Origin of the sequence: Actinoallomurus vinaceus (genome assembly GCF_039542055.1) — a bacterium.
GTDB lineage: Bacteria > Actinomycetota > Actinomycetes > Streptosporangiales > Streptosporangiaceae > Actinoallomurus > Actinoallomurus vinaceus.
On the sequence record NZ_BAABHK010000004.1, the window covers coordinates 371,208 to 396,984 of the forward strand.

Below are 25,777 nucleotides of genomic sequence, written 5' to 3' on the forward strand. Positions count from 1 at the left end.
GGCACAGCGGTCTGTCATGTCCCCCAATTTGGGGACATGACGCGACGGCTCGGCGTCGCGATCCTTGGGACCGACCGCCGGTGGGCGGTCGCGATGCCCGTGTGACCCCGAATCCAGCGGAAAAGGTGCGCGTGGAGTCCAGATTCTTCCCATTGGGACCGGACGACCCCCGGATGGTCGCCTCCTATCCGCTGCACGCGCGGCTGGGCGCCGGCGGGATGGGAAACGTGTACCTGGCGTTCACGCCCGGAGGACGGGCCATCGCCATCAAGGTCGTCCGCCCGGAATTCGCCGCGGACGAGGAGTTCCGGCGCCGGTTCCGGCAGGAGATCGCCGCTGCGCAACGCGTCCAGGGCCTGTACACCGCAACGGTCGTCGACGCGGACGCCGACGCGCCCACGCCGTGGATGGCCACCGCCTACGTCGCAGGCCCCTCGTTGCAGCAGGCCGTGGCCGGACAGGGGCCGTTCGCGGCGTCGATGGTGTTCCGGCTGACCGGTGCGGTCGCCGAGGCGTTGTCCACGATCCACGCCGCGCGCCTCATCCACCGGGATCTCAAGCCCTCGAACGTCCTCCTCGCCGCCGACGGTCCCCGGGTGATCGACTTTGGGATCGCCTGGGCCGCCGACGTCACGGCGGTGACGCGTCCCGGGGTGCGGGTCGGGACCCCGGCCTTCATGTCCCCCGAGCAGGTCCGCGGCCGGCCGGCGACGCCCGCCACCGACGTGTTCGCACTGGGCCAGCTGGCGGTGTACGCGGCGACCGGCCGGCCGGCGTTCGGCGAGGGTCTTGAGGCCGCGTTGCTGTACCGGATCCTCAACGAGTCTCCGGACCTCGACGGCTGCCCTCCAGCGCTGCGCGACCTGGCCGCTCGGTGCCTCGCCAAGGACGCGGAGGCACGCCCGGACCTGGCGGAGATCATCGAGGTGGCGCGCGCCGAGTCCGGCGATCCGACACCGGATCTCGCCGGATCCTGGCTGCCGGACGCGCTCGCCGCGACGCTCCCGGCCTATGACCCCGTACGGCCGCCGGAGGAGCGCCCGGCGACGCCCGAACCCGGCACGGCCGGTGCGCGCCCGGCGCCGGCCGCCTCACCGCAGCCGCCGACCATCGCCCCACATGCGTCCCCGCCTGCCGCCTCGCCCGCGTCTCCACCTGTCACGCCGCACGCATCGCCCGCCACCCTGCCGGTGGCGGGTCCCCCGCCGAGACGGGGGGTGCCCACAGGGGCGGTCGTCGGGATCGCGGCGGCGTCCGTCATCGGTACCGCCGTCGTCGTCGGGGCCCTCACCTCGGGGCCCGGCGGTCATGGCCCGGGCCCCACGTCCTCGAGCGCGCCGACCTCCGGCGCGGCGGTCGCAGGGAGCGGCGGCTCCCCCGCGACCGCCCCGACTCCGGCCCCCACAGCCACCTACCTCCAGGAGTTCACCGGCGTCCGGTTCACCCTCCCCGGCGGGGGCTGCTTCACCAACGGCTTCGACTTCGACGAGCAGGGGCCCACGGTGAACACCGACGTGTCCGGCGCGGCCGGCATGCCGCTCGAGTACATCGGTTGCGGATTCGGCTCCCCGTCCATCCAGGTGCACGCCGGCGAGGTCGCCATGGTCACGGGCGACCTGGACGGGGCCGCCTGCGAGACCGCGGTGACCCGGCAGCCCGCGGGCGGCGGGCCCTCCTTCAGCGAACTGCGCCGCGGCGCGGAGATGTGCTACATGAACGACGATCGCGTCGTCTTCATGAAGCTCGTCGCCAGGTCGCCCTCGTCGTACGCGCTGACGTGGACGGCGACCAGCTGGTCACGCCCGAAGAGCGGCTGACGCGGTTCCGTGCGCCCTGGCGCCGGCTGCCGCGCGGGTGCCCTGGCGCCGCTCGGCGGCGCCGATGAGGCGGCGGCTGCGTGCGGTCGGCCTGCTCCTCGCGGCGCGACGCTGAGCGGCGCCGGCGCGTCCAGCGGCGACGACAGGCGGCCATGTGACCGATGCCGACCGCGACTCCGGACCAGCACGCCCAGCGACGGCGACAGACGGCACCATGCCGATGCCCGCCACAGCCCCGGACCAGCACGCCCCGTACCCGCCGTCCGTTTTCGGTGGACGGCCGCGCCACGACCGGGACGCGTACATCGAGTCGTCGTGACGTCGGCGAATCAGCGACCGCCGATCTCGTACTGATCGGCGAAGCGTTTCAGGCCGGTGAGGGCCTCGCCGGTGCGCGTCCAGGGCCGTACGATCAGCCGGTCCACGCCCAGCTCGGCCCACGCGCCGACCTCGTCCGGGCCGGACAGCTCGTACGCGTGCGCGGTGATCTCGAAGGGCCGGTCGTTCGGCCGTTCCGCGCGGAGACGTCGGAGCCGCTCGAGCTGCGGACGGATCGACTCGACGGTGTGCGGCATGCTGATCCACCCGTCGCACCGGGTGACCGCGCGGCGCAGCGCGGCCGGTGACTCACCGCCCGCGAGGATCGGAATGCCGCGCGGTTTTGGCTCGAAGGCGACCTCGTCGAAGTCGAAGAACTCCCCGTGATGTTCGACGACGTCCTCGGTCCACAGGCGGCGGGCGACATCGATGGCCTCGTCCAGCCGCCGTCCCCGGCTCGCGAAGTCGATCCCGGCCGCATCCCACTCCCCCGCGTACCACCCGGCGCCCACCCCGGCGACGGCGCGCCCGCCCGAGACGTGGTCCAGCGTCGCGAACGCCCGCGCGCTCACGAACGGATGACGCAGCGCGAACAGGTGCACGGCCGTGCCGAGGCGGATCCGTTCGGTGACGGCGGCCAGCGCGCACAGGTAGGCGGGCGCGTCGAACAGCGGTGTGGACGGCACGATGCCAGGCCGGTCGGTCCCCGGGTACGTCGCCGTCGACAGGTCGGTCGCGAAGACCAGATGTTCGGGCATCCATACCGACTCGAAGCCGAGCCGGTCGGCCTCGACGGTCAGGTCCCGCCAGATGCCCGGGTGCACGAGACCGAGCGGGACGCCGAACCTCACCGGGCCACCCTCCCATCGAGAAGTTCCCGCCGAACGCCCAGGACCACGAGGCCCAAGATGACGCCGAACCTCACCAGGTCGGCCTCCCCTCGAAAGGGTCCCGCCAGATGCCCAGGTCCACGAGACCCGGGGACGCTGAACCTCACCGCGTCGCCCTCCCATCGAAAAGGTCTCGCTGTACGGCCTCAGGGTCGCGCTCGGCCGGGTCGCCGTATCCGCCGCCGCCGGACGTCTCGATGACCAGGGCCTCGCCCGCGCGCAGGGGCGAGCGCGTCGCCTTGGCGGGGAGTGGTTCGCGGGTCCCGTCGAGGCGCTCGCGATGGTAGCCGCCCGCCCGGCCGGGCCCGCCGCCCGCCGCTCCGGCGGGCGGGTGGCGGAGCCGGTCCCCGCGTGTGTCGACCCGCGCGTCCTCCAGCACCCGGATGACCGTACGGGTGCCGAGCCCGCCCCGCCAGCGGCCTGGTCCGCCGGAGTCGGGGACGAGCGCGACCTCCTCGACCCGCACCGGCAGCCGGGCCTCGATCGGTTCGACCTGCGGGATGATGTTGCGGCCGCCGCCGAACAGCGCGCCGGTCGCGTCCGGCCCGTCCCGCCCGTACCGCGCGCCCATGCCGCCGAGTTCGAACGCCATGTGCAGCCACGGGCTCGTGGCGCCGCTGAGGCTGAAGGCCTGCAGGATGCCGGAGGCGGCCGCGCCGCGACCGGGCAGCGCCCGCGTGAGCGCCGCGAAGATCGCCTCCTCGGCGGCGGCGACCGTCCCCCACCGGCCGCCGCCCGGGTACGGCTTCGTGCAGTTGACCAGACTTCCCTCGGGCATCCGCACCTCGACCGGTGCGAAGCAGCCCTCGTTCATCGGCAGCGACGGGTCTACGAAGCAGCGCAGCGCGTACAGGACACCACCGAGAGTCTGGGAGAAGCCCGAGTTGACCGGCTTCGGGACCTGGGGGTCGGTGCCGGTGAAGTCGACCAGCACCCCGTCGCCGTGGACGGTCACCGCGACGCGGACCCAGTGCCGCTCGTCCCCGTCCTCGACGGCGTACTCGCCCTCGTAGGTCCCCTTCGGCAGCCGCGCGAGCTCCGCGCGCATCCGCTTCTCGGTGTGCGCGAGATAGGCGTCGATCCCGGCCGCGAGACCCTGACCGGCGGCGAGACCTTGACCGGCGGCGACACCCTCACCGTCGCCGAGACCCTGATCGGCCGCGAGTCCCTGACCGTCGCCGACGCCCTGACCGCCCACGACGACTTGGCCATCCCCGACGCCCTGGCCGGCGACGCCCTGGCCGTCCCCGAGGCCCTGGCCGCCGACGCCCTGACCGACGCCGACGCCCTGACCGTCCACGACGCCCTGACCGTCCACGACGCCTTGGTCATCCCCAAGGCCCTGGCCGGCGATGGCCGGTCCGGCGGCGAGTTCCTCCAGGCGGCGGGCGGCGACGTTGACGCCCGCGACGAGCGCCCGCAGGTCGCCGAGCAACCTGTCGGGCGTGCGGCTGTTGGCGGCGAGCACGCGGGTCAGCCCGTCGTCCCAGCCGTCGGCGGTGGCGATCCGGACCGGTGGCAGCTGCAGGCCTTCGAGGAACACGTCGGTGGCGTCGCTGGCCATGCCACCGGCCGACAGGCCCGACAGGTCCGCCACGTGGATGAGCGTGCCGGTGAAGTAGGCGGGCGTCCCGTCGAGAAAGACCGGCCGGAAGACCAGCAGGTCGTTGGCGTGGACCCCGCCCTGGTACACGTCGTTGAGGCAGAAGACGTCGCCCGGGCGCATGGCGTCGAGCGGGTAGGCGTCGATGACGTACGGGAGGGCGCTGCGCAGGCTCGCGCACTGGATGAGCGCGGTGGACAGCGAGTGCGCGACCAGGCGCCCGCGGGCGTCGAGGACGGCCGCCGCCGCGTCCGCGCCCTCGACGATGAAGGTGGAGTACGCCGAGCGTACGACGACGATGCTCGCCTCCTCGGCGGCGACGCGCAGGGCGTTGCGGAGGATCTCCGCGGTCAGGTCATCGGTCACCTGCGGTCTCCCTCTCCAAGGACACGGCGCCGTGCTCGTCGACCAGGCCGGTCCAGCCGGGAGGTACGAGCAGGGACGCCTGCGGCTCGGTGATGACACACGGCCCGGTGAACCGCTCCCCGGCGGCGCAGCCGGCCCGTTCGCGCACCGGGACGTCGCGGAACGCTCCCCCGAACCACGCCCGCCGGGCCCGGTCCGGCGCGGGTCGTGACGTGTCCGCCGCGCGGACGTCCGCGGCGCCGGCGGGCAGGGACACGCGCGCCCGGGCGACGGTGAGCTCGGCCGGATCGCGCAGATCGATTCCGTACGACTCGCGGTACCGGGCGTAGAACTCCGCGACGGCGGCGTCGACGGTCTCGCGGGTCACCGTTCCGGGGAGCAACTCGACGGTGAAGGCGTGCGCCTGTCCCGCGAACCGGAGCCCGACGGAGCGCGCGACCCGGCATCCCGCGTCGCGTACGCCGAGGTCGGCGCGGCAGGCCGTCTCCAGGTCGGCGAGCGCGGCCTCGAGCGCCGCCGGGTCGATGTCGGCCGCCCGCGCGAGGAAGGTCCGCGACCGCTCGATGGCGAGGTCGGCGTGGAGCAGCCCGGCGGCCGATCCGACGCCGCAGCGGGCGGGGACGAGCACCCGGCGGATCCCGAACCGCTCCGCGAGGCCGACGACATGGGTCGGGGCGGCGCCGCCCAGCGCGACGAGGGTGAAGCCGCGCGGGTCGATGCCGCGCCGGACGGTGACGACGTGCACCGCCGTGCCCATCTGCGCGCCCGCGATGTCGTGGATCGCCGCGGCCGCCTCGACGACCTCCACGCCGAGCGGCTTGGCGACGTGCCGGGCGATGGCCTCTTCGGCGAGGTCGGGACGGAGCCGGAGGTCGCCGAAGCCCTCCGGGTCGAGGTAGCCGAGCACCAGGTCGGCGTCGGTGACCGTCGGCAGCGTGCCGCCCCGCCCGTAGCACGCCGGACCGGGCGCCGCGCCGGCGGACCGCGGTCCGACGCGGAGCGCGCCGGACTCCACCCAGGCGATCGAGCCGCCGCCCGACCCGACCTCGGCCAGGTCGATCGCCGGCACCTTGATGGGCACGCCGGTGCCCGGCCGCCGTCCGCCGAAGCTGCCCTTGCCGCCGACCTGGAACTCGTGGGTGACGCCCGGCCTGCCGCCGCGTACGAGGCCCGCCTTGGCGGTCGTGCCGCCCATGTCGAAGGAGATCAGGTCGGTCAGCCCGCGCCGGGCGCCCTCCCGGGTCGCCGCGACGACGCCGGCCGCCGGACCCGACTCGATCGTGTAGACCGCGCGGGAGGCGGCCAGCTCGGCGGGCAGCACGCCGCCCGCCGACTCCATGACGTGCACCGGCGCGGTGATGCCCAGCTCGCCAAGGCGGTCGCGCAGGCGGCGGAGGTAGGCGGCCATGACGGGGCCGACGTACGCGGACATGAGCGTGGTCGTCGCCCGTTCGTACTCGCCGAGTTCGGGCCAGACCTCCGAGGAGATGACGACGGGGGTGCCGTCGGGGAGCCGCTCAGCGATGAGGGACGCCAGCCGCCGCTCGTGCGCGTCGTTGGCGTGAGAGTGCAGCAGGCAGATCGCCACGGCCGCGACGCCGAGGCCCGCGATCCGCTCCGCGACCCGGCACGCGGCGGCCTCGTCGAGCGGGGTGAGGACGGTGCCGTCGGCGGCGAGGCGTTCGGGCACCTCGAAGGTGTGCGTCAGGGGCACCGGCGGCTCGCCCGGCGAGAACGCCAGGTCGTACCGCTCCTCCTCGACGCGCGCCTGGCGGCCGAGCGCGAGCATCGAGCGGAAGCCGCGCGTCGTGACGAACGCGACGGCGGCGCCCCGGCGCTCGAGGATGACGTTGGTGGCGAGCGTGGTCGCGTGCGTGAACCGGCCGACGGACGCGGCCGCGACCCCGGCGTCGGCGAGCACGCGGCGGACGCCGCGCAGCAGGCCCTCGGTCGGATCGTCCGGGGTGGTCAGGGTCTTGGCCACGTGGACGCGGCCGTCCGCGACCAGGACCACGTCGGTGAAGGTGCCTCCGATGTCACTGGCCAGTGCCGCCACGCAGAACCTCCACCCAACCTAGCGCCCGCTTGGTGAGCGTAAGGAGCCGCCGAACGGCTGTCAACGCCGCTACCTGTCAGGTAATCGACCGGATGACCTCCCACACGCGAAGGTTGCCGCATGACGACGACCTTGGAACGCCCGGTCCACCGCAGGACGGCCGCCCCCGGATGGGCGCCCCTGCTGGTCCTGCTGACGGGCACCTTCATCACCACCCTCGACTTCTTCATCGTCAACGTGGCCATCCCGGCGACCCAGCGGGACCTGCACGCCGGACCGGCCGCGATCCAGTTCATCGTCGCGGGATTCGGCCTGGCGCTGGCCGCGGGCCTGATCACCGGCGGGCGCCTCGGCGACCTGTACGGGCGGCGGCGGATGTACGCCCTCGGCCTCGGCCTGTTCACGCTCGCGTCGCTGGCGTGCGGCCTCGCCCCGACCGCCGGCGTCCTGATCGGCGCGCGCGTCGTCCAGGGGGCGGCGGCCGCCCTGCTGATGCCCCAGGTCCTGGCCATCGTCAACACGGTCTACACCGGGGAGCACCGGGCCCGGGCGTTCAACGCGTACGGGCTGGCGATGGGCCTCGGCGGAGTGTTCGGACAGCTGATCGGCGGGCTGCTCATCCACGCCGACGTCGCCGGGCTGGGCTGGCGGGCGATCTTCCTGATCAACGTGCCGATCGGCGTGGTCGCCGTGCCCGCCGCCCTCAAGGTGGTGCCCGAGTCGCGGGCCGGCAACGGCACCCGCCTCGACCCCGTCGGCGCCGCGCTCGTCTCGACCGGCCTGGTCCTGGTCGTCCTTCCCCTGGTGATGGGCCGGCAGCAGGGCTGGCCGCTGTGGACCTGGCTCTGCCTGGCCGCCGCGCCGGCGGTGCTGGCGGTGTTCGTCCTCCACCAGAGGCGGATCGGCGAGCGGGCCCTGGTCCACCTCCCGCTGTTCCGCGGGCGGGCCTTCGCCGCCGGGGTCGGCCTCGCGCTGGTCAGCCAGCTGGCGGTGGCGTCGTTCTTCCTCGTGCTGGCGCTCTACCTGCAGGACGGCCACGGACTGTCCGCCCTCCAGTCGGGTCTGATCTTCGTGCCGCTCGGCGTCGGCTACTTCGCGTCCTCCGGCGTGGCGGCCAGGGCCGCGGCCCGGCTCGGCCACCGGGTCCTGGCGCTCGGCGCCCTGACCCTGGCCGCGGGGTACGGCCTGCTCGCCGCGACCGCCGCGGAGACCGGCACCGCGGGGAACGTCGCCTGGCTCATTCCCGGGCTGGTCGTCGCGGGCGTCGGCATGGGGCTGCTGCTCTCCCCGCTGGCCGCCGTGGCCCTGTCGGAGGTCGATCACCGCCACGCCGCCTCCGCGTCGGGGGTCGTGTCGACCGCCCTGCAGTCCGGAGGCGCGATCGGGGTGGCGGTCGTCGGGGTGGCCTACTACAACGTGCTCGGAGCGGGCCGGTACACGGCGGCGTTCACCGTGAGCCTCCTCATCATCGCGGCGATCTGCTGCGTCACCGCCGCGATCACCCGGTCGCTGCCGTCCCGGCGGTCCGCACCCACGGGGAGCCCGCGGACGGCGTCCGGAGCCGAGCACCTCGCGGGATGACGGCGCGCGAACACGGCCCTCACCGACAGGACGTCGGCGAGGGCCGTATCGGCGTTTCGTCAGGCTGCGATCACCGGCGGGTACCCGCGGTGGCGCTCGGGTACTTCTTGGTGGTCGGCAGCGCCCCGGGCCCCTGATGCTCGACGGCAGGCTTGCGCCCCGTGATGGCGCGGGCCGGGCGTACGCCCCTGGCCTGCGCCCCGCCCTTCGGGGCCTTCGCGGTGGTCTTCGGCCAGCCCCTGGTCTCCCAGAACTTCCAGCCCTCCCGGATGGTCGGGAACGTCGCGACCCCGGAGTTGATCCGCAGCCGGCCGCAGTTGTGGAAGATCCGCCACTGGTCGAAGCCGACCCTGAGACCGAACACCCGGTAGCGTATATGCCCGATCATGTCCTTGGAGACGTGGGTGGTGTACTGGTGACCACTCTCCACCACGTGCTCTTCTTCGACCTCCGGCCGCAGGTTCTTCCTGATTTTCGCGATGAAGTTCTGAATATTGAAATCGGTGTCCACTTCTTTTTCGAGCTCGACGTGGAGCCGGACCAGATGCACCCGCCGGATCCAGACCTGCATGTCACCGCCCGGGCCATCCACGTAGTAGGAGTTCGGGACGAACATGTCGACCGGCTTCTGGAAGTGAATGGAGAAGAAGACCCCCGGCTCGCACGGCGGCACCACGAAGGTCTTCAGCCGCGGACGATGCGGGATGGGGAAGGCCGTCGGCGTCGGCGACGCCGACCCGCTGGGCGTCGCATCGACCGAGACGTTGATCCCGCCCGCGCTGCTGGAGGCCGACGCCGAAGCACTTGCCGATGCGCTGGGTGAGGCCGTCGCGGTCGGCGATGGACTGGCGGTCACCGTCGAGGTCGCGGTCACGGACGGGCTGGGCGTGGGCGTCCGCGTCCGGCCCGCCATGACCGCGCGCACCCCACGGTGGCGGTGGAGAGCCTTGCGCACCTTCGGCCAGGCGCCCGCACCGGGCTGGTGGGTGTCGGGCCACGGATCATGGCTCGCCGCGGCCGCCTTGGGCGGCCCGTCCCCCGGAGACGCGGTGGCGGGGCTGAGAGAGGAGACGGCTGCGGCAACGATGACGCCCAGAGAGCCGGTCGCGACCGAAACCGTCACCCTCTTCGCCATCGAGGGTGGGACCGCGGTGGTCATCCGGATATTGCGCATGATGCATCTTTCCTTTGAAACGCGGCTTCCACCGGGGAAGGCCGTACCGACGGTTGTCGGGCCTCGGTCACCGGATGCCTGTGACATGGCGGCGCAGCGGCCCGCCGAATCCCGCGGTCACCTCACCGAAGAGACGGTTCTTGCGTCCCTTGGGAGCACCTGCTGCTTTCTTCTTCTCGGCCTTCGGCCAGGCCCTCGTCTCCCAGAACCTCCAGCCCTCCCGGATGGTCGGGAACGTCGCGACCCCGGAGTTGATCCGCAGCCGGCCGCAGTTGTGGAAGATCCGCCACTGGTCGAAGCCGAGCCTGAGGCCGAACACCCGGTACCGCATATGCCCGATCATCCCCTTGGAGATGTGGGTGGTGTACTGGTGCCCGCTCTCCACGGAGTGTTCTTCTTCGACCTCCGGCCGCAGGTTCTTCCTGATTTTCGCAATGAAGTTCTGAATATTGAAATCGGCAGCGGCCTCCTTTTCCAGCTCGACGTGGAGCCGGACCAGATGCACCCGCCGAATCCAGACCTGCATGTCACCGCCGGGACCGTCCACGTAGTAGGAGTTCGGGACGAACAGGTCCACCGGCTTCTGGAAGCGAATGGAGAAGAAGACCCCCGGCTCGCACGGCGGCACCACGAAGGTCTTCAGCCGCGGACGATGAGGTATCGGGAAGGCCGTCGGCGTCGGGGACACCGACCCGCTCGGCGTCGCATCGACCGAGACGTTGATCCCGTCCGCGCTGCTGGAGGCCGACGCCGACGCGCTGGGCGACGCCGACGCACTGGCCGACGGACTGGCCGACGGACTGGCGGTGGCCGTCGAAGTCGAGGTAGCCGTCACGGACGGGCTGGGCGTCGGTGTCGGACGCCTCGTCCGGCCCGCGATGAAGCCTGGGGATACATGGTGGCGGTGGAGCGCCTTGCGCACCTTCGGCCAGGCGTTCGCACCGGGCTCATGGGTGTCGGGCCACGGATCATGACTCGCCGCGGTCACCTTGGGCGCTCCGTCCTCCTGCGCGGTCGCGGAGGCGAGGGATGAGGCGGCCGCGGCAACAATGACGCTCAGGGAGCCGGTCGCGACCGAGACCGTCACCCTCTTCGCCACCGAGGGTGGAACCGCGACGCTTATGCGAAAATTGCGCATGGTGCATCATTCCTTTTGAAACGCGGCTTCCCACCGCGAGTACCCGCTGACCGAAACGCCGTTAAGACGCCCCCGCTCACTCTTTGCAGCGAAGATCAAGTTACTCTCCGTGGCAGACGGTAGCACGGCGTCACGGGAAGTCACGGAAGGCGCGTCGCGCGTTTTCGTGCCGACCATTAATAGAAATTCCGCCGCCTTGCTGGTGATCCATCCCAGAAGGTACCTAGGGGCCCCAAGCTAGCGACCGCTTGGTATGATGTGGCGTCGCTCGTCCCGGGAGGTCGCGTGCTGGCCGGAAAGATCGCAGTCATCACCGGGGCCGGTCCCGGACTCGGCCGCACTCTCGCCGCGCTGATGAGCGAGGAAGGCGCGCGCGTCGTGGTCTCCGCGCGCTCCCGGGACACCCTCGAGAAGACGGCGGCGGAGACGGGGGCCCTGGCGGTGCCCGCGGACGTACGCGACGCCGAGCAGGTCAAGGCCCTCGCCCGGACGACGATGGAGCGTTTCGGACGGATCGACGTACTGGTCAACGCCGCGTTCCCCGGCACCCACCGCAAGAACGTCCTCGACATGGACCCGGACTACCTCGAGCTCTGGCGCTCGGCGGTGGAGACGGCGACGTACGGCACCCTGCTCGCCTGCCGCTACCTCGCCCCGTACATCATCGACTCCGGCGGCGGTTCCATCGTCAACGTGACCTCCATGTCGAGCCGGACGGGCTACGCCGGGCGGAGCGACTACGCGACCGGCAAGGCGGGCGTGCACCTGCTGTCCCACTGTCTCGCCGACGAACTCGGCCCCTCGGGCGTCCGGGTGAACTGCGTCGCCCCGGGCTGGATCGCCAGCGACACCCTGACGGCGTGGATGGAGACGCGGGCACGGGACGAGGGCACGACGTTCCAGGCGATCCACGACCACGATGTAAGCCGGATGGCGCTCCGGCGGATCGCCACCGAGGAGGACGTCGCCCGCGCCGTGATCTTCCTGGCGAGCGACCAGGCCAAGGCGATCACGGGAGCGACGATCGACGTCAACGGCGGCCAGCAGTTCACCTGACGCCCGGTGTGAACAGCGGCCGGCAGTTCACCTGACGCCCGGCGTGAACGGCGGCCGGCAGTTCACCTGACGCCCGACGAAACCCATATCGTCGGGGTCGCGTCTTACGATGGTGATCGTGCCGGGGTCGTACACGTGGTCGCGCCTGTCCGAGGCCGACGTGGTCGAGTTGCGCGACCTCGTCTCCGGCCGATCCACCGTGCTGCGCCGCCCGCCGCCCGACCTGCTGGCGATGGACGACATCGTCCGGCTCGAGGCCCTCGCCTTCCGGGAGGGCACCGGCTCGCAGGCGGAGCTGTTCGGCGCGCTGGACACCGATCCGCTGCGGGTCCTCGCCGGAATGAACTGGCTGATCGCCTTCTGGGCGGTGCTGTGGGACCTGCGCGCGAGCGAGCCCGCCGGCGACCTGGTCCGTACGCTCGACTACGACGGCCCGTGGCGCAAGGGCGCCGGCCCCGAGCAGGAGCAGGTGTGGCGGTCGATGAGCCAGCGGGTGCGCACCGGGGTGTTCGCGGCGCTGACCGGCAGCCCCGAATCACACCGCGTGTACGCCGCCGAGGTCCGCCGGCTGGCGCCGGACGTCTTCCTGCACGTCACTTTAACGATCATGGATGGGCTGAGCCGCAACCTGACCCGGCAGGGACTCGAACTGGCCGGGATGGCGGACGAGCTGGAGAAGCGCACCGAGCCCGGCCATCCCACGAGCGGACCGTCCTTCACCCCGCCCCGCTGAGCCTGCAGCGCGTTCCGGTGCGCGCCGTGAGGCTCAGCGCGTGGGCATGCCGACGTCTTCTCCCGCTACCTCGTCGGCATGATGAAGACCGCGGTGGCCTCCGCGGTGGCCCGCCCGTCCGGTCCGATGATGCGGCTGTCGACGAACGTCTTGCGGCCGTCCACCCGTACGGCCTTGGCCTCCGCGGACAGGGGCACGCCGAGCGGCGTGGGCCGGCGATAGCGCAGGTCCAGCCCTGCGGTCATGCCCGGGGTGCCGTTGGCCGACGCGGCGCATCCGGACAGATGGTCGAGGATCATGGCCGACACGCCGCCGTGCACGAATCCCGGCGGCCCCTCGTACAGCAGGCCGAGCGTGAACTCGCTGCGCGCGGTGCCGTCGTCGCCGATCCGGATCTCGATCGGCGGGGCGAGCGTGTTGAGCAGCCCGGTGACCGGGCTGCCCAACTGGCGGACGACGCCGCCGTCGCCCACCTCGGCGCTCGGCGGGATACCCCTACCCGCGGCGGCGAGCCGCGCGGTCAGCAGTTCGATCTCGCGGGTGACGGCGGCGATCTCCATCTCGTCGGCCTGGCTCAGGATGACCAGCTCCGACAGTTCCCGCACTCGGGCCGCGAGCTCCGCGAGCCGGGCGACCCTTCCCTCGTCGATCTCTTGGCGCTCGCGTTCTTCGAAGACACGCTGCATGGCCGCCCAGGCCCCGGTCATCCGGCCTCCCCGCCTCGATACCGAACTGAATTCTAGACGGCTGAGATCGATTACGTCTCGGCCGCATCTCGACCAAGCAAATGCTTGGTGTTAACGTCCGGTCCATGGCTGGAGATCTGACGGCCCGCGCGGCCGTGGTCCGCGAGTTCGGCGCCCCCATGGAGATCACCGACATCCGGGTCTCCGCTCCCCAGAGCGGTGAGGTCCTGGTGAAGATCGCCGCGTCGGGGGTGTGCGGCTCCGACATCAAGGCACTCGACGGCCACAGCCCCGTGGCACGGCAGCCACCACTGGTCCTCGGCCACGAGAGCGCCGGCGTGGTCGCCGAGGTGGGCCCCGGCGTCACGAGCGTACGGCCGGGCGACCACGTGATCATCGCGATGAACGGCCCCTGCGGGCGCTGCCGCAACTGCTCGCGCGCCCAGGTCCACCTGTGCTCCGGCCCCGCCCGGCTGAACGCCATCATGGGCCTGATGGCCGACGGCACGACCCGGCTCACGGTCGGCGACGTCCCCGCCCGCCCGATGATCGGCATCGGGTCGTTCGCGGAGTACGCCGTGGTCGGGGAGGCCGCCTGCGTCAAGGTGAGCGCCGACGCGCCGCTCGACCTGCTCGCCCTGACCGCGTGCGCCGTCGTCACCGGCGTCGGCGCCGTGCTCAACACCGCCCAGGTCGAGGCCGGTTCGAGCGTGCTGGTCGTCGGCTGCGGCGGCGTCGGCCTCAACGTCGTCCAGGGCGCGGTCCTGGCGGGCGCCACGACGATCGTCGCGGCCGACGTCGTGCCCGCCAAGCTGAAACTGGCCGAGGAGTTCGGCGCGACGCACACGGTCCTCGCCGAGGATCTGCCCGCCCAGGTCGGCGAGATCGTCCGGGGCGGCACCGACTACGCCTTCGACGTCACCGGCAATGTGGACGTGCTCGCCAAGACGTTCGCCGCGACGCAACCGGGCGGCACGACCGTGATGGTCGGCAGCCCGCCCGCGGGCAGGCCGCTGTCCATCGCCCCGCAGACGCTGTTCGCCTCACGGCGCCTCATGGGCACCCAGGGCGGCGACGCCGTGCCCCGCCGCGACCTCCCGATGCTGGTCGACCTGCACCGCCGCGGCCGCCTCAACCTGGCGGGCCTCGTCAGCGAACGCGTACCGCTGGAAAAGATCAACGACGCCGTCGACCACGTACGCGGCGGCGCCGTCGCCCGTTCCGTCATCGTCTTCGACTGAGGTCCGGCTCAGTACGTCCCGCCGACATGGACCCGGCGCCCGAGCGCCTCCCGGTTCCGAACGTCCTGCCCCTGCTCGATGTAGACGGTGAGCCGCCGGAGCCCCGCAAGCGGCGCGAGGTCGATCCCCGGGGCGACGTCCTTGATGTAGAGCTCTCGCAACCTGCGCAACCCCTTCAGCGGAGTCAGGTCGACGACACCGCCGCAGTGGCGGAGCCAGAAGGTCTCCAGGTCGACCAGCCCGGCCAGCGGCGTCAGATCATCGATTCCGGTGTCCTCCAGATCGAGGAATCGCAGGCCGGAGAGTTCCGCCAGCGGGGTGAAATCGGTGATCCCGCGGCAGCCCCACAGACCGAGGTTCGTCAGATCCAACCTGGTGAGCGGGCGAAGATCATCCACCCAGGGCGAGTGGTTGAGCTGAAGCGCGCGGAGTTTCGGCGCCCGTCGCACGAGTTCGTCCAGCCCCGCGTCGACGGACGAACCGGGGATCTCCAGCCCCGTCAGGCCGTCCAGCAAGGGCAGCGAGTCGAGCTCGGTCAGTGCGGAGCAGTCGTGGAGGCTGAGGGTCTCCAACGCGGTCTGTGCCCGTAGCGGGGACAGATCGGTGACGTCCTCGAGGTGCGCCAGGTGCAGTGTGCGCAACGCAGGGAGGTCGCGTACGAAACCCAGGTCGGTCAGACCCGGGGTGCGCAGTACGAGGCTCGTCAGCCTTGGGAGCCGGCACAACGGTGTGACGTCCTCGACGGTGACGGACGCGGAGATGTGCAACCGTTCGATGCTCTCGGCGCAGGCTGCCAGCGGAGACAGATCACCGGACTCCATCCCCGTGACCCGCAGTTCGACGAGCGGCAGGCCGAGGTCGTGGAGGAAGGACAGGTCGGTCACCGTACCGCCGCCGAACGAGGTGAGGAACCGGAGGCGGGTGACGTGCCGGGCGGCAGCAAGCAGCCGGGGCGCCGGCGCGGAGAGGCGGCCGTCCACGAGTGGGGTATCGGCCAGGACGCGCCGGGCGTAGTCCTCCGGGTCGAAGTACTCCCAGCCCTTGACGAGTTCCTCCTGCACCGGCTCGCGGGGATCGGTGCCGTAGCCGGTGAGCAGGTCGAGGGCCCGGGGGCCGTTCACGAGCCAGGCCGTACGGACGACGGCGCGCGCGGCGGCGGGTGTCAGGCCGTCCAGGCTCCGGGGAAGGCGGTCGAGGACCGTCTCACCGACGTTCGACAGGGAGCGCGCCGACGCCAGGTCGCGGGGCGGGACGAGGTCGTCCAGGCACGCGTCGATGGCACCTCGGAGCTCGACGGGGATCGCCGGGAGGGTCTCCAGGCAGCCGGCGACGAGCAGCTTGAGGCGGCGCGCGTTGCGCGGCTCGGCCTCGATCCGGCGGAGCAGGCCTGTCAACAGCTCGGCGCGCTGCGGGGCGTTCGCGTGGCCCGCCGCCATGATGATGGTCTCGCGCCACTGGTCCTTGTGCGCCTGGGCGATGAGCGGCTCCAGGTCACCGTCGTCGGCGAACTGCTTGGCGGTGAGGTACTCCTGCACGGTGCGGTGCACGAAGTCGATGCGCCCGGGAACCGGCTCGCGCAGCACGCCGCTGCGCTCCAGCAGGTGGTCCAGCACCGCCGCCGCGTCGGCGGGGGCGCTCGGCATCGAGTCGAGTCTGTTGCCGATCCAGCGGACCACCGCGTCCTTGGGCAGCTCCGTCCGCCCGGTGACCGACAGCCGCCAGGCCAGATCCTGCAGGATGAGCATCTTCTGGGAGCGTTCGAGAACGATGTCGTCGTCGAGCGCGATCTGCCGCTCGACGTCCCGGCGTTCGAGCAACAGGTCCAGGGCCGCCGCGTACAGGCCCATCCGGTCACGCGGCAGCTGCTTCTCCCGGTCGAGGTTGAGCGCGCAGAGCATCGCGGCGAGCAGCGGACTGCCCGCGAGCGCCCGCAGGTGCGGGGCCGACTCCATCCGCGCCAGCAGCGCGGTTTCAAAGCCCGGTAGCTGTTCCGGTGCGCAGGGCAGGTCGCCCGCGTCGCGTACGGCCTCGTGCCAGTGCCGGATCAACTCCTTGACGTCCGCGGGGGTCATCCGCTCCAGCAGGGCGGTCGCGAACCCCTCCCCCGCCAGCCAGTCCGCGCTCGCGGCGGCAGGCCGGGAGGTGACGACGGCGCGCAGACCGGGGTACGCGGCGAGCAGCCCGCTCAACCATTGCCGTACGGCGCGCCGCCGCGCACCGGGCAGCTCGTCGACCCCGTCGACCATGAGCAGCGCCCGGCCGCCGCCGAGCACACGGTGCACCCAGCCCGCCGGCATCAGCCCGGCGATCGGGTCGGCGACGCCTTCGAGGAAACGCTCCGGCGGCGGCAGCGGCCCGCTCGTGTGGCTGCGCAGCTTGATGAGGAAGGGAACGCAGCCGTTCCAGTCGGCGAGGTCCCCGGTGAAGGTGCCCCGCGCGGCGGAGATGGCCAGCCAGCGCAGGAGCGTGCTCTTGCCGGAGCCCGCATCCCCACGGATCAGTGTGAGCGGCGCCCGGCCGAGCGCGGTCTCGACGCGCAGCGTCGCTTCTACGGCCTCCTCGTCCTTCCGCCACGCTTCAATGCCGAGTGCGTTGCCCGACGCCCGCCGCGAGCGCCCTCGTTCTGCCGTGTCCTCGTCGGTGGACACGCTGAGGCTGATGTAGGCGACGCTCAGCGTCGTACGGGGCCGGTACCGCTCGACCCGTACGCCGAACAGCTCCAGGACGTCCAGGGTCGTGCTGACGTGCTCGAGATACCTGCGCCGAAAGGCGTCGTCGGTGGCAGTGCCCTCCGGCGCCTCCAGGGTGCGGACCGGCAGCCGTGCCAGCAGCTGGGACACCTGGTCGGCGACGGCGGACAGCCGCGCCAGTGTCTCGGTGGACGCCCTGGGTCCGAACTGCGGCAGCTGCTGGACGATGCGTACGAAGCAGTCGCAGCACTCGTCCAGCACGACGTCGTACAGCCGCGCCCCGGCCTCCCCGAGCTGACCCTCGATCGTACGGCGCGGTAGCCCGGCCCGTACATGCGCGGCGAGGCGCGTGGCGTCGAGGTCGGTGGCGAGCAGGGCCTGATCGGACAGGTCGGCGTCGGCGAGCGTCTGGACGACCTCGGCGAGCGCGGCGGCCTTGTCGTTCTCGCGCAGCCCGCCGTACTCGTGCCCGCACAGGGTCAGCAGCCGCTCGGCGACCTGGTCGGCGATGTCGGCGATCTGCCGCTCGAACCGGCGGCGCGCGATCCGGTCGGGGAACCGCACCTGGATGAGGTCGACCAGGTCGCGCTTCCGATCGCGTTCGGCGGACCACCCGGCCAGCCATGCCTGGGCGAGGTGACGGCTCAGCGCCTGACCGGCGGCGACGGCCGCGGCCTCCAATGCCATGCGAAGCCTCCCATGACGACCCGCCCGCATTATGACGGAATACAGCGCCTTAGACGCCGCTCCGCCCCGCAAGGCTCCGGGCCGGAGACCGCGTGATCGCCGCCATCTCGCTGTCCGCATCCGAGGACCAGGCCCCGCATCGGTGCGTCATGGCGCTCGCTCGGCGGTGCGATCACGGCACGGTGTAGTCCGTTGAGTCCTGCACAGCCTGGTAGGTCGCCTTATCAAGCCAATGGCACCACAAATTACGCGCGCTCTTGATGGATAGGCGCCTGTTGTGCCGACCGTCGGCACCCCACGCGGCCACCTCTGGTCGTGGTGCGTGTACCTTCCCATGAGCCATCTCGGCGACTTCTTCGAGAGCAGGCTTGAGATCCGTATCCGTGGACATCAGAATTCCAACATCATACTGCCCGCGTTCCGCCATAAGCGCATAATCAAGAGCAATCTGGACGTCTATCCCCTTTTCGGTCGGCTTCTCTCCGGGAAGGCCTCTCGTCGGCCATCCCGACGGGTACCGCAGCGGCCGCGTCACAAGGTGGACATACGGGGATCGAAGCCATGCCGCATGCTGGCGCCGGCTCGCACCGTAACCCTTCGGGTCGAGCTTGCTGTCAGGCTGCCCGCGATAGATGCGCACCTGGGCCAGCTCACGGTCGAAAGGGCTGTCCGCCACGAGGTGCAAGGCCAGTCGGACAGGGTCCACCTGCCCTTGCCAGTGCGGCGCGCCGAACACATGGAACGCCGAGCGGGCCCCCTGGTACATGTTCTGGTAATCAAGAAAAACGATCACCCGGTCAGGCATCACTACCTCCACAAACCAAAGACCAATACAAGCGGAGGCAATGAGCATACCGAGGAATACCCAGGAAGGACTTACTCGCCTATCGGGCGAAGCGCCCGATAATTAGGCAATATCGACAGAGGAATCAACGCAGTTGAAGCACAGCGCGGAACATAACGGACTATCGACCCAAAAAATAATCCCCGCCAGTGCGGGAAGACCCGGACGGCGGGGAGCAGTGGTTTGAGGCTATCAGATCGCTTGCGGATACTCCATCAGCCCGACGGGCCGTCGCCTGCCCGGACTGTGACGGCCCACGCCCAAGAGCGTCACGGTGATCGCTCGGCGTGCGCGGTCGCGTAGCGTCCGTGCGGGTCGGCTGTAGACTCGCCGGTGACCATCCCTCATCGAGGAGACTGAACGTGGCGGGTGACGTAGACATCGAGGGCTGATGCCCGCGGTGAAGGCCACTGGCCGGTGCGTGGAAGAGGCGCCGCCGTCGGTGGCCGGATTACGTCTGCCCCTCGCCCGTTCTCCGCCGGGTCGCCCCCGACGCGCCCGCGGCACACGCAAGGTCTTCGCGCATGTCCGACGCTTTCATCGTCTGTTCCCACCTGTCCTTCTCCTGGCCGGACGACACTCCGGTCTTCACCGACCTGTCCTTCACCGTGGGGGGCGGCCGCACCGGCCTCGTCGCGCCCAACGGCTCCGGTAAGAGCACGCTGCTCAAGCTGATCGCCGGGGTGTACCGGCCCACCGCCGGTTCCGTCTCGGTGAGCGGCGTCCTCGGCCATCTCCCCCAGGACCTGCCCATGGCCGGCGAGCGGACCGTGGCCGAGGTTCTGGGCATCGCGCCCGTCATCCGGGCCATCGACGCCATCGAGTCCGGGGACGCCGACGAGGAGCACTTCGCCACCATCGGCAACGACTGGGACATCGAGGAGCGCACGCGCGCCCAGCTGGACCGGCTCGGGCTCGGCGGCGTCTCCCTCACGCAGCGGCTGAGCACCCTCAGCGGCGGCCAGGTCGTCTCCCTCGGTATCGCGGGGCAGCTCCTGAGACGCCCGGACGTCCTGCTCCTCGACGAGCCGACCAACAACCTCGACGTGGACGCGCGTCACCGGCTCTACGACGTCCTGGAGGAATGGCGCGGCTGCCTGCTGCTCGTCAGCCATGACCGGGCGCTGCTCGATCGCATGGACCGCATCGCCGAGCTCGACCGGGGAGAGGTACGCCTGTACGGCGGCGGTTTCACGGACTACGAGGAGTCCGTTCGCATCGCCCGCGAGGCCGCCGAACGCAGCGTGCGGACCGCCGAGCAGGAGCTCAAGCGCGAGAAGCGGGAGATGCAGCTCGCCCGGGAACGCGCCGATCGCCGGGCCGGCAACGCCGCCCGCAACCTCAAGAACGCCGGCCTGCCGAAGATCGTCGCCGGCAACCTGAAGCGCAGCGCCCAGGAGTCGGCGGGCCGGGCGGGCCGGACGCACGCCGCGCGGGTCGACGACGCCCGCGCCCGGCTGGACGAGGCGGGCCGGGCCCTGCGTGACGACCAGAGGCTCACACTGGAGCTGCCCGGCACCCATGTCCCGGCCGGCCGTAACCTCTTCATCGGCGAGAGACTCCGGGTGCGCTTCGGCGACCGGGAACTGTTCGCCGGGGACGGCGCCGACCTGGTGATCCGGGGCCCCGAGCGCATCGCGCTGACCGGCCCCAACGGCGCCGGCAAGTCCACCCTGCTCCGTCTGGTCACGGGCGACCTCGAGCCGGAGAACGGAACCGTCCAGCGGGCCGACGGCCGGATCGCCCACCTCACGCAGCGGCTGGACCTGCTCGACCTCGACCGTACGGTGGCCGAGAACCTGGCCGCGTTCGCACCCGGCATGGCGGAGGCGGACCGGATGAACCTGCTCGCGCGCTTCCTGTTCCGCGGGGACCGCGCGCATCTGCCGGCGGCGGTGCTGTCGGGCGGGGAACGGCTGCGCGCGACGCTGGCGTGCGTCCTGTGCGCCGAGCCGGCACCGCAGCTCCTGCTGCTCGACGAGCCCACCAACAACCTGGACCTGGTGAGCGCCGGGCAGCTGGTGAGCGCGCTCGGCGCCTACGAGGGCGCGTTCCTCGTCGTCAGTCACGACGAGCGTTTCCTGGACGAGATCGGGATCGACCGCCGCCTGGAGTTGCGCGACGGCCGGCTGCGGGAGACGTGACTCGTCACGGGGTCCGGTCGGCGCGCGCGGTCACGTACGTCTCGGCGTACGTGTCGAGGACGGGAAGGACCTGGTCGCGAGGGCCTGAGGGGACGCGGAGGACGACCTCCTCGATGCCGAGGGAGGCGTAGTAGTCGAGCTTGGCGGGCGTGGGCTCGGTGCCGAAGGGGATGACCGGCACCGGGTCCCGGCCGGCGCGGGCGCAGGCGTCTCGTAGAGCGGGCAGGGCCTCGCGGATGCCCGCGCCTCCGATGGGCAGCCAGCCGTCGCCGTACTCCGCGACGTGCCGGAACAGCGTGGGGCCCGCCGCGCCGCCGAGGAGGACCGGGACGCGGCGCGCCGGTTTGGGCCATGCCCAGGAGGGTGCAAAGCGGACGTGCTCCCCCTCGTACGACGCCTCCTCCGTCGTCCAGAGCGCGCGCATGGCGAGGACGTGTTCTCGCGCTCGGTCGCGGCGGCTCTTCCAGAGCACCCCGTGGTCGGCGGCCTCTTCCCGGTTCCAGCCGAAGCCGACGCCGAGGGCGACCCGGCCGCCGCTGAGGAGGTCGAGCGTCGCCACGGCCTTGGCGGTGACGATCGGCTCCCGCTCGGCGATCAGGCAGACGCCGGTGCCCAGCGTGATCCGCGACGTGACCGACGCGGCGGCGGCCAGCGCGATGAGCGGGTCGAGCGTGCGGGAGTACTCCTCCGGCAGGACCGTGTCGCCGGTCGGCGGCGGGGTCGCGCGGCTCACCGGGATGTGCGTGTGCTCGGGCACGTACAGGGAGGTGAACCCGCGCTGCTCGGCCTCCACGGCGAGTTCCGGGACGGGCATCGCCCGGTCGGTGGCGAACATCGTGACACCCAGCCTCATCGGCCCTCCGAAGGTTATTCGACCAAGCGATTGCTCGGTCATTCTAAGTTGTTGTAGCGTGCGCTTGTTCGGTTGGTACGGACGAGAGGGGCGCCATGCCGTTCGCGGACCTCGCGGACCCGGGCCGGCCGGGAGGCGACGTTCGGCTGTTCTACACCGACGACGGAACCGGCGACCTGCCGCTCCTCCTCGTGCACGGCTGGGGCTCGGACTCCCAGGAGTGGACCTGGCACCTGCCGGACCTGGCGACGCGATACCGCGTGATCACGGTGGACCTGCGCGGGCACGGGAACTCCTCGGTGCCGCCGAGCGGGTTCCACCCCCGCGACATGGCAGGCGACCTGGTCCGGCTGCTGGATCACCTCGACATCCCGCAGGTCGTCGCCGTGGGGCACTCGATGGGCGGCCAGGTCGTCAGCATCCTCGCCGTCGAGCACCCCGATCGCGTACGGGCCCTCGTCTGCGTGGATCCGGGCTACGGCCACTCTCCGGAAGTCGCGGAGGACGCTCCCGCGCGCGTACGGGCGTTGAAGGCGGACGCCGGCGCCGCGCTGCGGATCGACAAGTGGTGCTACACGCCCGTCACGCCACCCATGATCAAGACCTGGCACGCCCGGCGGCTGCTCGCCATGCCGCCGCACGTGCTGGCCGAGGCGTTCGCCGGGCTCTTCCTCGGCGACGGCTCGATCGGCGTCCGGCCGGCGTCCGACGAGTACCTCGTGCGCCGGGAGTGCCCGGTGCTGACCTTCCGGTTCGACCCCGCCGAGGCCGCCTGGGAGGAGTCGCTGTTCAAGCATCCCGCCTCGACGACCGTGACCTGGCCCGGCTCGGGCCACCGCCTCCACGAGGAACGACCGAGGGAATTCCTGCTCGTCATGAACCGATGGATTAAAGGGGTAACGCAGTGAAGTTCGCCATCTTCCTCAACCCGCAGATTCCGGGGTCGGGTTACAGCGCCGAGGAGAACGCCAAGGCGAAGCGGCCCATCGGGCGGGACACCGAGTCGTACCAGAAACTCCTGCACGAGGTACGGGAGATCGCGGTCCACGCCGACCGGATCGGCTTCGACGCCCTGATGATGACCGAGCACCACTTCCACTCGGAAGGCATGGAGTTCTCGGTCAACCCGCTGATGTTCCTCACCGACCTGGCCGCCCGTACCGAGCGGATCCTGCTGGCGCCCCTCGGCCTCGTGCTCCCCGCCTGGGACCCGATCCGCGCCGCCGAGGACGTCGCGCTGCTCGACCAGTTCTCCAAGGGACGGCTGCGGCTCGGCGTCGCGCGCGGCTACCAGAACCGCTGGATGAACGTCCTCGGCCAGCGCTGGCACGCCGCCGCCGCACGGTCCGACGGATCGGCGTCCGACAACCGCAACTTCGACGTCTTCGGCGAGATCCTCAAGATCATGAAGATGGCGTGGACGCAGGACACGCTGAAGTACAAGAGCGACGTCCTCGACTACGAGGTGCCGTTCCCGCACGACGGCATCACCGGCTGGCCGGCCACCGAGTGGACCCGCACCTTCGGAGCACCGGGCGAGATCGACGACGAGGACGTGATCCGCTCCGTGGCCGTGTGCCCGCGGCCCTACCAGAACCCCTATCCGGAGCTGTGGCAGCCGTTCACGATCAGCGACCGGTCCGTCATCCGCGCGGCCCAGGAGCACATTCTGCCCTGGCTGTTCACGCCGAACCCCGACGACCACGCCGCCAAGGCCCGCCTCTACCAGGAGGAGTCGGCCAAGTGCGGCCGGAACTACAAGCTCGGCGAGCACACCGGCATCCTCAAGATCGTCGGCATGGCGGACACCCGTGAGGACGCCATCGAGACGTACGGCAGGAACATGCCCAAGGACTTCGCCGCCTTCTTCGGGCCGTTCGGCTACCTGGAGGTCATGCGCAAGAAGGAGGACGACAAGCACGTCCCGATCAGCCCGGAGAAGGGCGATTTCAAGCGCATGAACGACGTCGAGATGGCGCTGCTCGGCGGCCCGGACGACGTCAAGCGCGGCATCCAGCGGATGCTCGACCGGATGCCCGACCTCGAATGGTTCGGCCTGTACATGCAGGGCCAGCAGGGTGTGCTGCCGCTCGACACCGTCAAACGGAACCTCGAGCTGTTCGCCACCAAGGTCATCCCCGAGTTCGCGGACTGACGCGGTGGAGTTCTGGCTGGCCGGGTTCTGCGAGACCGGCGAGTACATCGGGCTGGCGCAGGCGGCGGAGCGCCTGGGCTACGACACCCTGACCGTCTCCGACCACCTCTTCCACGCCGACTACGAGTCCCGGTACCCGTACTCCGAGACGGGCGCCCCGCCGTACGACGCGAACACCCACTGGCCGGACGTGTGGGTGACGATCGGCGCGATGGCGGCGGTCACCTCGCGGCTGAACTTCGCCACCAACGTCTACGTCGCCCCGGCCCGCGACCTGTTCACCGTCGCGAAGGCCGTCTCGACGGCGGCCGTGCTGTCGGGCGACCGCGTACGGTTCGGCGTCGGCGTGGGCTGGTGCGCGGACGAGTTCCGGCAGACCGGACAGGACTTCCACACGCGCGGCCGGCGACTCGACGAGATGCTGCCGGCCCTGCGGACGCTCTGGCGGGGCGGGCCGGTCGAGCACCACGGGCGGTGGTACGACTTCGGCCCGCTCAGCATCTCCCCCGTCCCGTCCGCACCGATCCCGGTGTACGTCGGCGGGGACAGCGACGCGGCGCTGCGCCGTACGGCGCGCTTCGCGGACGGCTGGATCGGCAACCGGATCTACTCGGAGGACCAGCTGTCCGAGCTCCTGGAACGCCTGTCCCGGCACCTCGCCGACCACGGCCGCAAGCTCGACGACCTACGGGTGATCGCGCCGATCGGCGCCATGCCCAGCCCCTCGCTGTACCGCAAGTGGCGGGAGCGCGGCGTCGACGGCACCCTGGCTGCCCCCTGGTGGCTGGCCACGGCCGAGGAGAAGCAGCGCTGCTCCGGCCTGAGCCTCAAGATCGCCACCCTGGAGCGCTTCGCCGAGGAAGTGATCGCGAAGATGTGAGCGGTCAGCGCGGTCCGCCGACGCGCTGGCGACGCGAACCGATCATCGACTTGCCTCGGCACGCTACGCTTCTCCTAAGTAGCTTAGTTTTTATGGCGGAGGTGCACGGTGGCGACGGCGAAGAAGGATGGGCGCGGCGGAGCAGCGGCGCGACGGAGCGCACGGGAGCGGCTCGCGGCCGAGCGGGCGGCTGCGGAGCGCGGGCGGAGACGCCGCCGGGTCCTGACCTGGACGGCGTCCGGGGTCGTCGCCGCCGCGCTGGTCGCCGGAGGCGTATGGGCCGCGACGTCCGATGGCGGGTCCAGCAAGGCCAAGACGACGGCGTCCGGTGCGACCGGGGCCCGCGACGCCGCGGCCGCCGCCACAGGCCTCCCGCCGTGGCAGCGTCCGGACGACACGGCCGACCGCGCCCGCGCCGAAGGGCTCGCCGTGGCCCCCATGGAGGGGACCGCGCGGCACTTCCACACCCACCTGGACATTCTCGTCGACGGCAAGGCCGTCACCGTCCCGGCGAACCTGGGCATCGCCGCGTCCGGCGACGCGATGTCCGAGCTGCACACCCACGACACCACCGGAGTGCTGCACATCGAGGCGCCCACCACCGACAAGCACTACACACTGGGACAGTTGTTCACCGAGTGGAACGTCCGGCTGAGCGCCACCGGGCTCGGGGGCCTCAAGGCCGACGGCTCCCGCACGCTGACGGCCTACGTCGACGGCAAGAAGCAGACCGGCGACCCGGCGGCCGTCGAACTGACGGCCCACCGGGAGATCGCGCTGGTGTACGGACCGGCGAACGCCGGCGTCCAGGTGCCCTCCCGCTACGCCTTCCCGGACGGCGAGTAGCCGCCACATGTACTATCCG

General features: G+C 71.5%; 20 protein-coding genes. 11 read left to right on the forward strand and 9 right to left on the reverse strand.

Annotated elements, in window-relative coordinates; translation table 11 throughout:
• The first annotated feature begins 131 nt into the window (after positions 1-131).
• Positions 132-1,817: a serine/threonine-protein kinase gene (locus ABEA24_RS16945; protein ID WP_345431803.1), complete on the forward strand. Its 1,686-nt coding sequence runs from the start codon at positions 132-134 to the stop codon at positions 1,815-1,817.
• A gap of 329 nt (positions 1,818-2,146) precedes the next feature.
• On the opposite strand, the gene ABEA24_RS16950 is transcribed toward ABEA24_RS16945, so the two are convergent.
• The 3 genes from ABEA24_RS16950 to ABEA24_RS16960 all read right to left on the reverse strand — a co-directional run bounded on the left by ABEA24_RS16950 (position 2,147) and on the right by ABEA24_RS16960 (position 7,050).
• Positions 2,147-2,986 carry a TIGR03619 family F420-dependent LLM class oxidoreductase gene (locus tag ABEA24_RS16950; protein WP_345431804.1) on the reverse strand — a complete coding sequence of 280 codons (840 nt, stop codon included), beginning with the start codon at positions 2,984-2,986 and terminating at the stop codon, positions 2,147-2,149.
• Between the two features lie 142 nt (positions 2,987-3,128).
• Positions 3,129-4,994 (reverse strand): hydantoinase B/oxoprolinase family protein, encoded by a 1,866-nt coding sequence (locus tag ABEA24_RS16955; RefSeq protein WP_345431805.1) that lies wholly within the window; start codon positions 4,992-4,994, stop codon positions 3,129-3,131.
• Positions 4,984-7,050 (reverse strand): hydantoinase/oxoprolinase family protein, encoded by a 2,067-nt coding sequence (locus tag ABEA24_RS16960; RefSeq protein WP_345431807.1) that lies wholly within the window; start codon positions 7,048-7,050, stop codon positions 4,984-4,986. The genes ABEA24_RS16955 and ABEA24_RS16960 overlap by 11 nt, the downstream gene beginning before the upstream one ends.
• A 120-nt stretch (positions 7,051-7,170) precedes the next feature.
• Between ABEA24_RS16960 and ABEA24_RS16965 the strand changes: the two genes are divergently transcribed.
• Entirely contained in the window at positions 7,171-8,631 is a 1,461-nt protein-coding gene (locus tag ABEA24_RS16965) for an MFS transporter (RefSeq protein WP_345431808.1), read from the forward strand.
• A 70-nt stretch (positions 8,632-8,701) separates the two neighbouring features.
• Here ABEA24_RS16965 and ABEA24_RS16970 read toward each other — a convergent pair whose 3' ends face one another.
• Together ABEA24_RS16970 and ABEA24_RS16975 are read right to left on the reverse strand one after the other, a co-directional pair.
• Positions 8,702-9,805 (reverse strand): hypothetical protein, encoded by a 1,104-nt coding sequence (locus tag ABEA24_RS16970; RefSeq protein WP_345431809.1) that lies wholly within the window; start codon positions 9,803-9,805, stop codon positions 8,702-8,704.
• Positions 9,806-9,872: 67 nt separating this feature from the next.
• The gene (locus ABEA24_RS16975) at positions 9,873-10,436 is read right to left on the reverse strand and encodes a hypothetical protein (protein ID WP_345431810.1); all 564 of its coding nucleotides are present in this window, start codon (positions 10,434-10,436) and stop codon (positions 9,873-9,875) included.
• 88 nt (positions 10,437-10,524) lie between these two features.
• Between ABEA24_RS16975 and ABEA24_RS16980 the strand changes: the two genes are divergently transcribed.
• From ABEA24_RS16980 to ABEA24_RS16990, 3 genes are all read left to right on the forward strand, one after another.
• Positions 10,525-10,779: a hypothetical protein gene (locus tag ABEA24_RS16980; protein ID WP_345431811.1), complete on the forward strand. Its 255-nt coding sequence runs from the start codon at positions 10,525-10,527 to the stop codon at positions 10,777-10,779.
• A gap of 449 nt (positions 10,780-11,228) precedes the next feature.
• Positions 11,229-11,999 carry an SDR family oxidoreductase gene (locus ABEA24_RS16985; RefSeq protein WP_345431812.1) on the forward strand — a complete coding sequence of 257 codons (771 nt, stop codon included), beginning with the start codon at positions 11,229-11,231 and terminating at the stop codon, positions 11,997-11,999.
• A gap of 118 nt (positions 12,000-12,117) precedes the next feature.
• Positions 12,118-12,732, forward strand: coding sequence for a hypothetical protein (locus tag ABEA24_RS16990; protein WP_345431813.1), 615 nt, complete (start codon positions 12,118-12,120; stop codon positions 12,730-12,732).
• A gap of 65 nt (positions 12,733-12,797) precedes the next feature.
• Here the strand turns inward: ABEA24_RS16990 and ABEA24_RS16995 are convergent, their stop codons facing one another.
• Positions 12,798-13,439 carry a PaaI family thioesterase gene (locus ABEA24_RS16995; protein ID WP_345431815.1) on the reverse strand — a complete coding sequence of 214 codons (642 nt, stop codon included), beginning with the start codon at positions 13,437-13,439 and terminating at the stop codon, positions 12,798-12,800.
• 104 nt (positions 13,440-13,543) lie between these two features.
• Here ABEA24_RS16995 and ABEA24_RS17000 point away from each other — a divergent pair, with 104 nt between their 5' ends.
• Positions 13,544-14,659 carry an alcohol dehydrogenase catalytic domain-containing protein gene (locus ABEA24_RS17000; protein ID WP_345431816.1) on the forward strand — a complete coding sequence of 372 codons (1,116 nt, stop codon included), beginning with the start codon at positions 13,544-13,546 and terminating at the stop codon, positions 14,657-14,659.
• Positions 14,660-14,667: 8 nt separating this feature from the next.
• On the opposite strand, the gene ABEA24_RS17005 is transcribed toward ABEA24_RS17000, so the two are convergent.
• Positions 14,668-18,036 (reverse strand): NACHT domain-containing protein, encoded by a 3,369-nt coding sequence (locus tag ABEA24_RS17005; protein ID WP_345431817.1) that lies wholly within the window; start codon positions 18,034-18,036, stop codon positions 14,668-14,670.
• A gap of 172 nt (positions 18,037-18,208) precedes the next feature.
• Positions 18,209-18,841, reverse strand: a complete 633-nt coding sequence (locus ABEA24_RS17010; protein WP_345431818.1) for an NYN domain-containing protein — start codon at positions 18,839-18,841, stop codon at positions 18,209-18,211.
• A 563-nt stretch (positions 18,842-19,404) separates the two neighbouring features.
• On the opposite strand from ABEA24_RS17010, the gene ABEA24_RS17015 reads away from it, so the two are divergent.
• Positions 19,405-21,024, forward strand: coding sequence for an ABC-F family ATP-binding cassette domain-containing protein (locus tag ABEA24_RS17015; RefSeq protein ID WP_345431819.1), 1,620 nt, complete (start codon positions 19,405-19,407; stop codon positions 21,022-21,024).
• A 4-nt stretch (positions 21,025-21,028) separates the two neighbouring features.
• Here ABEA24_RS17015 and ABEA24_RS17020 read toward each other — a convergent pair whose 3' ends face one another.
• Positions 21,029-21,877 (reverse strand): LLM class F420-dependent oxidoreductase, encoded by an 849-nt coding sequence (locus ABEA24_RS17020; RefSeq protein ID WP_345431820.1) that lies wholly within the window; start codon positions 21,875-21,877, stop codon positions 21,029-21,031.
• A 95-nt stretch (positions 21,878-21,972) separates the two neighbouring features.
• Here ABEA24_RS17020 and ABEA24_RS17025 point away from each other — a divergent pair, with 95 nt between their 5' ends.
• From ABEA24_RS17025 to ABEA24_RS17040, 4 genes are all read left to right on the forward strand, one after another.
• A complete protein-coding gene (locus tag ABEA24_RS17025) occupies positions 21,973-22,785 on the forward strand; it encodes an alpha/beta fold hydrolase (RefSeq protein ID WP_345431821.1) in 813 nt (270 codons plus the stop codon).
• Positions 22,782-24,032: an LLM class flavin-dependent oxidoreductase gene (locus ABEA24_RS17030; protein WP_345431822.1), complete on the forward strand. Its 1,251-nt coding sequence runs from the start codon at positions 22,782-22,784 to the stop codon at positions 24,030-24,032. The genes ABEA24_RS17025 and ABEA24_RS17030 overlap by 4 nt, the downstream gene beginning before the upstream one ends.
• Positions 24,033-24,036: 4 nt before the next feature.
• A complete protein-coding gene (locus tag ABEA24_RS17035) occupies positions 24,037-24,912 on the forward strand; it encodes a TIGR03619 family F420-dependent LLM class oxidoreductase (RefSeq protein WP_345431823.1) in 876 nt (291 codons plus the stop codon).
• 108 nt (positions 24,913-25,020) lie between these two features.
• Positions 25,021-25,758 carry a hypothetical protein gene (locus ABEA24_RS17040; RefSeq protein WP_345431824.1) on the forward strand — a complete coding sequence of 246 codons (738 nt, stop codon included), beginning with the start codon at positions 25,021-25,023 and terminating at the stop codon, positions 25,756-25,758.
• Positions 25,759-25,777: the final 19 nt, after the last annotated feature.

Bases quoted from the DNA above. Each gene is read 5' to 3' on its own strand.
- ABEA24_RS16965 (WP_345431808.1), top strand. From the start codon at position 7,171: ATGACGACGACCTTGGAACGCCCGGTCCACCGCAGGACGGCCGCCCCC.
- ABEA24_RS16970 (WP_345431809.1), bottom strand. From the start codon at position 9,805: ATGCGCAATATCCGGATGACCACCGCGGTCCCACCCTCGATGGCGAAG.
- ABEA24_RS16995 (WP_345431815.1), bottom strand. From the start codon at position 13,439: ATGACCGGGGCCTGGGCGGCCATGCAGCGTGTCTTCGAAGAACGCGAG.
- ABEA24_RS17000 (WP_345431816.1), top strand. From the start codon at position 13,544: ATGGCTGGAGATCTGACGGCCCGCGCGGCCGTGGTCCGCGAGTTCGGC.
- ABEA24_RS17005 (WP_345431817.1), bottom strand. From the start codon at position 18,036: ATGGCATTGGAGGCCGCGGCCGTCGCCGCCGGTCAGGCGCTGAGCCGT.
- ABEA24_RS17010 (WP_345431818.1), bottom strand. From the start codon at position 18,841: ATGCCTGACCGGGTGATCGTTTTTCTTGATTACCAGAACATGTACCAG.
- ABEA24_RS17015 (WP_345431819.1), top strand. From the start codon at position 19,405: ATGTCCGACGCTTTCATCGTCTGTTCCCACCTGTCCTTCTCCTGGCCG.
- ABEA24_RS17020 (WP_345431820.1), bottom strand. From the start codon at position 21,877: ATGAGGCTGGGTGTCACGATGTTCGCCACCGACCGGGCGATGCCCGTC.
- ABEA24_RS17025 (WP_345431821.1), top strand. From the start codon at position 21,973: ATGCCGTTCGCGGACCTCGCGGACCCGGGCCGGCCGGGAGGCGACGTT.